Source organism: Pseudoalteromonas sp. APAL1 (genome assembly GCF_021532475.1).
Lineage (GTDB): Bacteria > Pseudomonadota > Gammaproteobacteria > Enterobacterales > Alteromonadaceae > Pseudoalteromonas > Pseudoalteromonas lipolytica_C.
In genome coordinates, this window is sequence record NZ_JAKGAW010000080.1 from 1 (window position 1) to 10,605 (window position 10,605).

A 10,605-nucleotide genomic window follows, 5' to 3' on the forward strand; every position below is an offset into this window, starting at 1 on the left:
GGGGCGAATACATTAAAGTGACCAGGGGTAGCTCCCCAAATAGAGTCCGTATATAAGCCAGCATCTAATCTTTATTTAATAAGTACTCCGTTGACAAAAAACGGGGAGTCCATATAAGTACACCGAGGCGCTTCGCGCTACACTGAGAAAAACAGCATTAAAAAAAATAGTCACAAAGAGGATAAGAGACGCTGCGCTTTAGAGGAAAAAAATACTCTTTTGGTCTATCTCATTCACTTTTCATTCTCTTCTCTTTGTGCAGAAACAAATTGAACCACAGAGTTCAGCGTAAAAACGCCTACACTCTTATCTCGCAAACTTTACCCTGTAACTCGCTAACTTGTTGGGCTTCGCTTCGCTCCACCCAACATACAATAAGAGCTATCCTTTACTCCCCAGCAAACTTTAACATTCGCGTTTGGTCGGTAAGTTCAATATCCACCAGCTCATATGGGGCTTTGGCTGCTTTGGTGACCACAAAAGGCATGGTGAAACTATCATAGCTATCAATCTGTTTTGCTACTTCAACCGTTGCTAGTTTGATGCGTTCACCTTTATCGCCTTTGCCAGTTAAGGTTGCACGAATGGCGTAGCGACCTGAGTCGGTCACTTGCACCGGTACCTTGGCTTGGTATTTATTATTGCCAAGCGCTGTTACTTTGGCTTTATCCATACTGATGGTTTGTGAGCTATGCACAAACGGCATTTTTATAGAGCGTTTTACCGTTTGACCATTCACTTTAGTGTCTACGCTGGCCTCAAGCTCATAGTAACCATTTATTGCACCTAAGGTTTCAAGCGGGTAATTAAATACGGCTTCACCATTTTCGTAACGTACATCTAGCTTTTCGCCATCAGGACTTGAAAGCGTTAACTTCACATCACTATCTTTAAAGCGCTTTTTACCCATACTTAGCTGCATAGCGACACGTTGTTGCTGATCTTTCACTTTAAACTGCGATTTAGCATGCAAAGCATTGCTCGAGCCTTTTTCAATCACATGCAGCAAGTAGGTGTCGTTATCGTTAAGCGCTTGGCTTGTTCTTAACATTGCTTTGCCATTTACCTGACCAAGCTTTAATCCAACGCTGCCATCGCTAAACCCTGCATTTTCCATTTGTTCTTGTGCAACCATAGTTTGCATTGGCATTTGTCTAAAGTTGTCATCACGTACCGACAGCTTATCTAGCTGTAAGCCATGAGGCTTAAATACTTCGCCGTTATCAAAACGTGCTTTTGGCGCAATGCGAATAAAGTTATCAGCTTGGTTTACAAATACAGGCACGCCGCGTTTAAGCTCTTTACCCGAAACTTTCTGCCAATACTCAACGCTGTCTTTTTCTAGTGTTTCAAGTTGAGCGCTCAATGCTGGTTGAACTTGAGGAAACTGATAAACCGTTTGTTCATTAGCCTGTGCTGCGTTGCTTACAAGCATAATTGCAGCAGCGAGTGTGGTTAACTTATTAATCATAGCGGGCTCCTAAATTCGATTTTTAAGCATGTCTGGCAAACCAAAGCAGTTGCGTCGGCTTTGCTGATGACTTAAAGGTTCACGGCCTTTAGTTCGTGATTTATCGGTAAACCACACCACCCCAGCTAACGACTGAGAACTGCAATTTAAGAAGCCATCTGAACAGCTGTCTAACCAGTTTTGTGTTACTTCAAGGCCCACTTGATTTTGATAACCACCGCAATAGCTGTCGCTATCCCATACCGCTGATTCAACATCACTGCCCACCACGGTCTCGAATCGAGACGGTAAACTTGGGCGGTTTGGTGTGCCATACAACCACTGTGCGTTATACGACGCCATCCAAGATACCTGCTGTTGTTTTACTGCATCGCTGCCGTAACCTAAAAGCCAACCCAAGCTTTGCTCGAACGAATTACCTGCTATGACCGCATCGGCCAGAGGCGTACCACCACTTGAAGGAGCCAGAGCAATGGTACGCGTGACTTTGCTAATAATATTTGGATAACGGCTATCCCATGTTGGGTTAGATAAAATCCAACGCACTACATTACCGCCATTAGAATGGGTGATCAGAGTTAAATCAGTGATGTTTTTATTATTGATAAATGTAGTGAGCTGCCCTGCTAAACAGCCAGATGCCGCATCTGCCCACATATACTGATCAAAATCACAATTAATGACCGTGTAATTACTACTGTTTGGTAAACCTTGGCGAACCGTGTCGACAAAACTGCCTGTCCAATAGTCATTATACACATCGCTTTGCTGGCCTGTACCGTGCACAAATGCGACTCCTTGCGCAGCAAAAGCACTGTGGCTGATACCCGCTGCCAACATTAAAGCTGGCACTAGTGAGAGTGTTTTTATTTTCATGTGTGTTCCTGTTGATTGTAATTATATCTATCAGGTTGGAGGAGTGACCTCCGACCAAAAACATAGACCAAACAGGTACGAAAGCAAGAATAAATTTACAATAATTTAACTTTTGGATATTTTTTAAGTACAAATTATTAGATTTTGGAGAAAAGCGTGGGGGTGAGGTGCTAGGTATATAAAAATTGCGTTGTTTACTGAAATAGTTAAACTAAACCCTGCTCTTTTGTCCATTCAAAAGCTTTGAACATTTGTCAAAAAGTTGTTCTAGGCAATAATCTTTATCTAGAATTCAAACTTAATTAAATAAAATACCACCCTCTTATTTTTTGGATTAATAAAAAGACAGTATAAAAAACTCATTTATTCTTTATTTTCCTTTTTTAGATCACTCAATTTTGAATTTCTTGTTTTTTCTATACCAAATAAAGATTTACCAATTTCTTCAATTTTTGCTACGAATTTATCTACATTTGATCCTGCAAAGAAAGCAAAAGCATAGTAACCATAATTCCCATAACTATCATCCGCGGTATTTTGAGACGCATCTAAAACAACTAATCCCGCTTTTAAAAATATGTACGCTACAACACCACAAATGAAACTAGTGATTGGCCTCAAATAATACCAAACTTCCCATGATTTACTCCACTGGTCATGAAGACACCGGTTTAAATAGACAGAGCGTAGACAATATAGTATGCCACCTATTACAGCTACCAAGGCACACCTTAGAGCTAAATCGATACTCTTGATGAAAGTATGTGTTGCAAAATACTCCAACCCTGCATATGACAACGCGACTAACAATAGCCACGCAACTAAATAAGTAATCACAAAGTTCATTACCATTCCTTGCTTTAATTGAACAGCGATTATTTAAATTAAAAACAAAAAAAATAACAATTTAAATAATAGACCATAACCAAAATCTTCAAAAAAAATTAAAACCAATTCAAATAAAAAAATTTAAAAAATCATTAATAGCTATTAATTTAATATAAATATCAAGGTAAAACCAATTCAACACTTAATTCAAAAAACGAACATACCTTCGACTAAAAACTCTATTCTTTTCAATGCTAAAAGTTGATGTCTATGTTCGTTTATTTTCGCTTACATTCAGTTAAAAAAGCCCATTAAAAATGGGCTTTTTAGTGATATCTAAGTATTAATATCGTAATTATTTTATAACTGTGAACTGGTTAGGATTGGCAATCACTGCAGTACCGTCACTGAAGGAAACTGTGACTGGGGTATCGTTGTAGTTATAAATAACATAAGTTATTACACCTGCATTATTAAACGCCATTGCACTAGGGAGGTCAGCAGTTAACGCACCGGTACCTGTAGCAATTTGGCCCAAACTATTTAAAGTGTGGATCCAGTGATAAGTATGAGCTTTAGTTTCTCCCACTTCTGGCTCGTAACTATCAACTGAGTTGTAGTCATCAATAGCGCTGCTTGCATCAGTCATTGCCATCAAGTTCCACCAAATATCTCGCCATTGGCCAGGTATTAACCCTGACGGCAAATTATTTGCCGATTCAGACAAACCAAGATCAACATAGTTATTCATATAATCTTTGTATAAGCCTACATGCATAATAAGCGGATTGGTTGGCAATCCTTGTATTCCTAATATGTGCGCGTAAGCTGCGCTAAACCAAGTAGAGAATACGGCTCCATCACCCCAAATAATCGATGTTGTGATATATGGATAATCATTAGGAAAATTATTTGCTTCATCATTCATTTGAGCAAAGCCATCAATATTATTCCAATACTCCCAGTATGCTGCCGAGGTAGATGCATGCAAATACATTCCTCTTTCAACAAGCTCCTCGTTTTGAGTAATTAATCCATATAGAACAATAGATCCGTACGCATTAGCAGCCTCAGAGGTAGATTCATTGTTGTTACCTCGAACAAAGTTAACGCTACCTGACGCCCATGAAAAACCGTTAGCAGGATCAAAGTTTCTTACATACGGAAACATTTCATCGTTTTTGCCTGCGGCAAAATCTCTTATTAATAATTCGATAATAGGACCAAATTGATCTGCACTACACCATGCTTTATCTACGCGACAAATTTCGGCCGCAGCGCGAATAAAGTAGCCATAATGGAAATGATGATCATTCAATTGTTGATGCGATGAAAATGACTCTTCAAGCGCTAATAACGTATTCCAATCATTATCGTAAACAAAGTACTTCACTTCATCTAACGCATCATTAGTTTCTGCAGTAAACCAATCTTGTAACTCTGCTTTAAGCCAATTACGCATCTCGTTTGCTTGTAATTGCAAACCTGCTTGGTCAGCTAATGCAATTAACTCGGCAACTTTGCCGTAGTTTTTACCAGACCAATAAGCATCAGTTCTGGTATTCCACATTGCTTTTTCAATCGTAAAAAACTCATCAAGTAAGGTCACAAAGGTTTGTTCATCCAAACTGTCAGAAAGCGTTGGCAAACTAGGCAGTACCCCAACATAAGGTAACTTATATGAAAACTCGCTGACTTGAGCATACTTAGTAATACCACGAGCTGAGCGCACTGGGTATTGAGTTGCTAGGTTTGCATTTTTCCAATGCAGCGGCTGTAGTCCTACAAGCGTCGTAATAGGCTGGCTATTTGCATCAAAGTAACGGTGAGTAACAGTCACACTGTTATCCCTTCTATCTACCGCGTAATCTATTTCTACTTGGTTAACAACATTTCGGGCTAATGTAGCAAAGGCATTTATTTGCGCTTCAGTAGGTGTTGCATTCAGCACAGGTAACCAGCTTACAGTAATTTCTTTCGCTTCGTTGATTACGCCAATACTATTTGAGCTTATATTTTCAAATACCGTTGTACCTTCGCCGCTTATCAAGAAGTTATTGTGATTACCGGCGACATTAGTCCATATGCCCAAATGATTGTCTTTTTGAAAATAAACACCTTTTTCACCCCCATCGGCTCGCAAGCTTTTTATGACAAAGTCACCGTCAAATGCTTTAAGGTAAACATAAGATGATCCATGAACAAAAGTCGCTTGCATTACCACAAGTTCGTCACTATTTAGCCACTGAATAGTGACACTTGCATCGCTAGAATCACTAACATAAGCGTTTAAATCGCTGTGTATACTATTGGCAATTGCTAAACCGTCAAATACTTCACTGAATGGATCTGGGATTTGATAGCCAAAACTATTGCCCGAAGTACGCAGCCCAGCCGGAATACCCATCATCCTAAACCCGCGATCAGTAATTCTGGCAGTGATAGGATCTGGCGTAATATAGGCTCCATCATTTGGATCGCCTATTGTCATTTCCCCTAGGAATGAGACTGACCCCCACCACTTATGTGTTGGTGTCGGTTTGGTCGCTGCATCACCAATAACTTGAGGGTAGCGTTTTTTGGGAGTGCCAGTTGGAATACCCGTTAGAGCATCGCATGCATCAATCGCTGGCTCAACAACACCAGCGTTGTAAATCCAGTTACCGTAATCAACAACACAGCGATAACTGTTCGGGTTTATTGCATTTGAAATTGTTCCTAAGCCGTAATTTGATATTTGATATTCAAAATCAACTGGTGGTGGCGGAGGGGGTACATCACCGTTCCCTATAAAATGAATATTATCTAACTTAAATACGGTATTAGTGAACTGGCTTGCCCAAATAACAATTCCAGTGTTGACCTGTTGAAGGTTTAAGCCGCGGTTTTTTAAATCAGCTACGTCAATAGTAACCGTTTCCCAACCTTCTTTACCTTTCTCGCCAATTGGATAGTCACCAGACGTACATGGGTAAAAACAATCTAATTTGAAAGTAATATTGCTATCACCACTGACAACTTGCACATCAAATTTTAATTGCCCAGTTTCAAAAGCAGAAAGATCTACAGCATCTGACGAACCAATAAAGAAACCCGCTAGTTGATTATTATCAGCATGTGAAATCTGTAGTACGTTACCACGCTCGGTATCGTATACCCATTCCCAACTAATACTTGGACAACCCGCACCACCATCTTCATTGCATTCAGCGTAACCTATAGCTGCATCAAACGCATTTAACTTTCGGTCCCACTCTTGGCCAACTTCACCACCTCTCAGCACGATTAATTCAAAGACTGGTGCTTCCAACACCGTCACTAACCGCGTTTCTGTCGCCGAATTACCAGCCAAGTCTGATGCAGTATAAGTAATCGTATACTCCCCCGGTTCTGCTAATACTTCACCGCTTATATCAACCGTGACATCACCATCAACTAAATCTGAGGCTGTAGCACCAAGTTCAACATAACTCTGTTCATAGGCTAAAGTAATTTCACGATCGCCTAATAATGTAATTACTGGTGATAAAGTATCTGCAACGGTGACTAATCTCGATACTGAAGCACCATTACCAGCTACATCCGAGGCTGAGTACACTAAGGTATAGCTACCGGCAACTTCTTCAACAGTACCATCAACAACAACATCGACGGAACCGTCTTTATCATCAATAGCTGTCGCACCAGGATCAACAAACAAAGTGCCTTGTTCATGGGCAAACTCTGCATCACCCACTAAAGTTATAACGGGTGGCGTAATATCTTCTGGCTCAGGGTCTTCAATATACTGCTCTAAGTAACCATCAAAAAATAGCTTCGATGGTGTGTAAGAAAACTCAAGAAATGTATGTAATTTTTTTCTCGGTAAAATAACACCTTCTAGCAAAATATAAGGTAAACCACTTTCGGTAATCCCATCTTGGTTTATGACATTATGACTACTTTGAGAGATAACTAATCTTAAGGGTTCAATATATTGATTATTACTTTCATTTTTAATTTTAACGACAACACCTAATGTTTTCTCGCTCTTATTGTAGGTGCGCTTACCTTGGCCAATTTTAATATTGCTATTGATTGCCTCCCAAGCAGCATGTGATGCAGGCAAGTAGCCAACCATCAACAGCCCTAACACGAAAGCTGTTTTTGAAAATAATTTCATAATTCAGTTCCTTGATATTCGCGAGCAGCATTTTGAATATGTATTAACTTCCCTACCCAACTGATTTTAATAAAAATTAATGTATGTAAACTCTGCTTCATTATTATTCTCCATAATTACTTATTCCTCTAAATCTCTCGCTTACATTTAATATAGCGTTGCCGGGTTGAGGCTTATCTAAATACAAAACAAAAATGAAAGCGCTTACATTTAAGCATTTTAATTTGTAGCTTAGTTTTTAACCTGTTGCAATGACTACATCAATTAAATGCTTATTTAAATTATGAAAAAACAAAAAAATTACATATTAAACTTTTAAAACAGCACCTTATAAAATCAAAATGAAAAGCAAAAAACATAGCATCAAAAAAACAAAACCAATTACATTTTCGGTATCAAAATAATAAAACCGGTAAAAAGGTTTACAAAAAACAAAGCTATCGAATTCACTAAAAGGATTTATAATGATTAAATAAAAATTAATTTATATGAAAGCTAAGAAAGTGAAGACTAAAAATACCCCCTTGATTGAAATCGAGAAAAATTTTAAATACATTCTAACTTGCGCTTTATCTATCGTTGCTAGTATTTTTAGCTACTCATCAGCTGCATTCTTAGTATTAATGGTTCTTTGGCCTTATGAATCATTTAAAGATCTGACACCTAGAGTAATTATTTTCTTTTCTGGAACATGTGCATGTATAACACTTGGTGTACTTTTATCTATTGGTAAAACCTGGGTCATAAAAATTTTTAAAGGGCTGGTTATTACAGCGATTTCAATATCACTTTTTACTTTTTATAATTTTATCCACTGAACTTTATTCCCAATCTGTTAATGCTTTAAAGTTATCTAGCTTTTTTATTTTGTTTAACTTATTACTAGCGGTGTTATTCTTTAGTAAGCAACTTAAAACTAGCTCCCTCGTTATTAAAAGGTATAAGAGACGTCACAAAAAGAAATTACAGTATATTAAAGAGCAATTGTAAGAATAACTGTAACGAAAAACGTTTTTCCATTCATAGGCACTTGAATCTTAGAAGGGGCTTCTCTTTCACATCCGTTACGCTTTATGCAAAAAATATTGAACCACAGAGCACACCGAGGCGCTTCGCGCTACACCGAGATTGCAATAATCACAAAGAGGACAAAAGATGCTCTGCTTTAGAGGGAAACATAATTCATTACGACGCACGAAATAAATTTCACGTCATTGGTATCGGGGTTGACCTTGGCGATGTTCAGGCAAAATCTAGCATAGAACTTATGACTTAAACCTACAAGCTCCTTTACCCTTTCCCCTTGTAACTTGCTAACTTGTTGGGTTTCAGCATTAAAAATGCCTCCTACAACTCAGCATTTTTGCGTGAATACATTTTATGTAAGTTCAGCAGTTTATCTTTAAGGCGCTGAGAATAGGTGACGAAATTTGTCAGTGTACCGGCATCTTTTCTGTTGGTATCAGCAAGTAGCATTAATAACTTACGCTGCGCCTGATTCAGATGCAGTTGCAATAACCTAGCTGCCTTATCTATTTCGTCATTTTTAGGTTGTTCTAAATTCTCGCTGGTATGGGTGAACAAGGTCAGCGTATCACTCGAAAGTTCGCGGATCATAATCAAAATATCGCTTTCTAATTCAATAAATTGTTCATTCATAATCCGCTTGCTTTCAAACAGATCAATGATGGAATCATGAATTTGGAACAAATAATCAAAACGGTTAATTTGCAGCATTAACTCTCGCGACTGCTCTTCGTCATTGATTTTACTAACAATAGTAGTGAAATAAGTGATGTATTCCTTCTCAACAAAACTGACATATTCCAAGCGTTTTTGTGCAGTATCTTGAATACCCTTGTAGTTGGTCTCTAAGCTCAGCGTGACCTGATTGTAGTTTTCTTTTAAGAAGTTAAGCAGTTGTTGGTTACCTGATTCTAACTTATCAACGACATGCTGAAACTCTTCATCTTCTTGGTAGGTGGGCAATTCAAGGCGTTCAAAGTCCATTTTTCCTTCACCAAGCAAAAAATCGACAAAGCGCGTAAAAGGGTTAACAAAAACAATAAAAACTAAACTAGCAACCACATTAAAAATAAAATGAATATTTGCCAGTGCGACAGCGGGATCAAGCGTAATTTCACTTAACTTATCACCAAACAATAAAATGAAAGGCAGAAACAAAAGCACCCCACCAACATTAAACAACAGGTGGCTCAGCGCCGCTTTCTTTGCTGCGATATCCATACCAAACACCGAGATCATTGCAGTTGCTGTGGTACCAATATTCGCCCCCATAATAATGGGTACCGCGTTCTCAAGTCCCAAAATACCTTGCTGAGTAAAAACAATGGCAAGCCCAGTTGTGACCGAACTCGACTGCACCATAGCAGTAAATACACAGCCCACTAAAATCGCCAAAAGCGGGTTTTGCGGCTGCGTTAAAATCTCAATTAATGCAGGATTGTTTTGTAATGGTGCAAGTGATGAAGAAATCAGGTTAAGGCTAAAAAACACAAAACCGAAATAGAAAATCGCCTTACCAAAAATAGAAAAGCGATTGCGAGTCAGCGACAGAAAAAAGCCAATAATAATGATCACAGGAGCAAATACCGTCAGCTTAAAAGCCACCAGCTGAGCCGTTATAGTAGTGCCCACATTTGAACCAAAAATAATACCGACACTATTTTTAAACGTTAACACACCCGCATTAACCAGGCTTATGGTGATCACCGACGTCGCAGAACTCGATTGAATAAAGGCCGTCACCACAGCGCCAATTAGCACCCCAAAAATAGGAATGTTAGTCGCGCGACTTAACGATTTACGAAAGCGCTCGCCAGATATATTCTCGATCTCCCGAGAAAAGTTCTCAAGCCCAAAAATAAAAAGGATAATGGCGGTTAGCCCTGCCATGGCTATATTAAGATTTTCCATTCGCTTATAAAGTGCTGATATTGTTAATCAAGATCGATACAAAAAGTATAGATTTGAGTACCTTATAGCGCAATGATCGAAAACAAAGTAACTGGTTTTAGGGGCGAGTTACGAGGAACGAGATTCGAGGCCTAGGAGGCGTTTTAGCGCCGAACAGGTAGCAGCGATTTTATATCGCGTTATTAAATGTTTTAAGGTGCTAGGTGCTAGTACTTCATCACACAAGTTCTGACTAGTTGAGGGCACCATAAGCCCTCTCAAGTTTTTCACGAGCTGATTCAACATTAAATAGCCAGTTTATACTTGTTCTTTCTTTATTCCTGCTCCATTC

6 protein-coding genes are annotated in these 10,605 nt (G+C 38.8%); 1 reads left to right on the forward strand and 5 read right to left on the reverse strand.

Annotated elements, in window-relative coordinates; all coding sequences use genetic code 11:
• Positions 1 to 388: 388 nt before the first annotated feature.
• The 4 genes from L1264_RS20785 to L1264_RS20800 form a co-directional block, all read right to left on the reverse strand.
• Positions 389 to 1,471, reverse strand: a complete 1,083-nt coding sequence (locus L1264_RS20785; protein WP_235404569.1) for a DUF4785 family protein — start codon at positions 1,469 to 1,471, stop codon at positions 389 to 391.
• A gap of 9 nt (positions 1,472 to 1,480) precedes the next feature.
• Complete coding sequence (locus L1264_RS20790; protein WP_235404570.1) at positions 1,481 to 2,347, reverse strand: hypothetical protein; 867 nt, start codon at positions 2,345 to 2,347, stop codon at positions 1,481 to 1,483.
• Between the two features lie 363 nt (positions 2,348 to 2,710).
• Entirely contained in the window at positions 2,711 to 3,193 is a 483-nt protein-coding gene (locus tag L1264_RS20795; protein ID WP_235404572.1) for a hypothetical protein, read from the reverse strand.
• A 337-nt stretch (positions 3,194 to 3,530) separates the two neighbouring features.
• The gene (locus L1264_RS20800; protein ID WP_235404574.1) at positions 3,531 to 7,337 is read right to left on the reverse strand and encodes a glycosyl hydrolase; all 3,807 of its coding nucleotides are present in this window, start codon (positions 7,335 to 7,337) and stop codon (positions 3,531 to 3,533) included.
• Between the two features lie 488 nt (positions 7,338 to 7,825).
• Between L1264_RS20800 and L1264_RS20805 the strand changes: the two genes are divergently transcribed.
• Positions 7,826 to 8,155 carry a hypothetical protein gene (locus L1264_RS20805; RefSeq protein ID WP_235404575.1) on the forward strand — a complete coding sequence of 110 codons (330 nt, stop codon included), beginning with the start codon at positions 7,826 to 7,828 and terminating at the stop codon, positions 8,153 to 8,155.
• Between the two features lie 529 nt (positions 8,156 to 8,684).
• Here L1264_RS20805 and L1264_RS20810 read toward each other — a convergent pair.
• The gene (locus L1264_RS20810) at positions 8,685 to 10,274 is read right to left on the reverse strand and encodes a Na/Pi cotransporter family protein (RefSeq protein ID WP_138558571.1); all 1,590 of its coding nucleotides are present in this window, start codon (positions 10,272 to 10,274) and stop codon (positions 8,685 to 8,687) included.
• Positions 10,275 to 10,605: the final 331 nt, after the last annotated feature.

Bases quoted from the DNA above. Each gene is read 5' to 3' on its own strand.
- L1264_RS20790 (WP_235404570.1), bottom strand. From the start codon at position 2,347: ATGAAAATAAAAACACTCTCACTAGTGCCAGCTTTAATGTTGGCAGCG.
- L1264_RS20785 (WP_235404569.1), bottom strand. From the start codon at position 1,471: ATGATTAATAAGTTAACCACACTCGCTGCTGCAATTATGCTTGTAAGC.
- L1264_RS20805 (WP_235404575.1), top strand. From the start codon at position 7,826: ATGAAAGCTAAGAAAGTGAAGACTAAAAATACCCCCTTGATTGAAATC.
- L1264_RS20800 (WP_235404574.1), bottom strand. From the start codon at position 7,337: ATGAAATTATTTTCAAAAACAGCTTTCGTGTTAGGGCTGTTGATGGTT.
- L1264_RS20810 (WP_138558571.1), bottom strand. From the start codon at position 10,274: ATGGAAAATCTTAATATAGCCATGGCAGGGCTAACCGCCATTATCCTT.
- L1264_RS20795 (WP_235404572.1), bottom strand. From the start codon at position 3,193: ATGAACTTTGTGATTACTTATTTAGTTGCGTGGCTATTGTTAGTCGCG.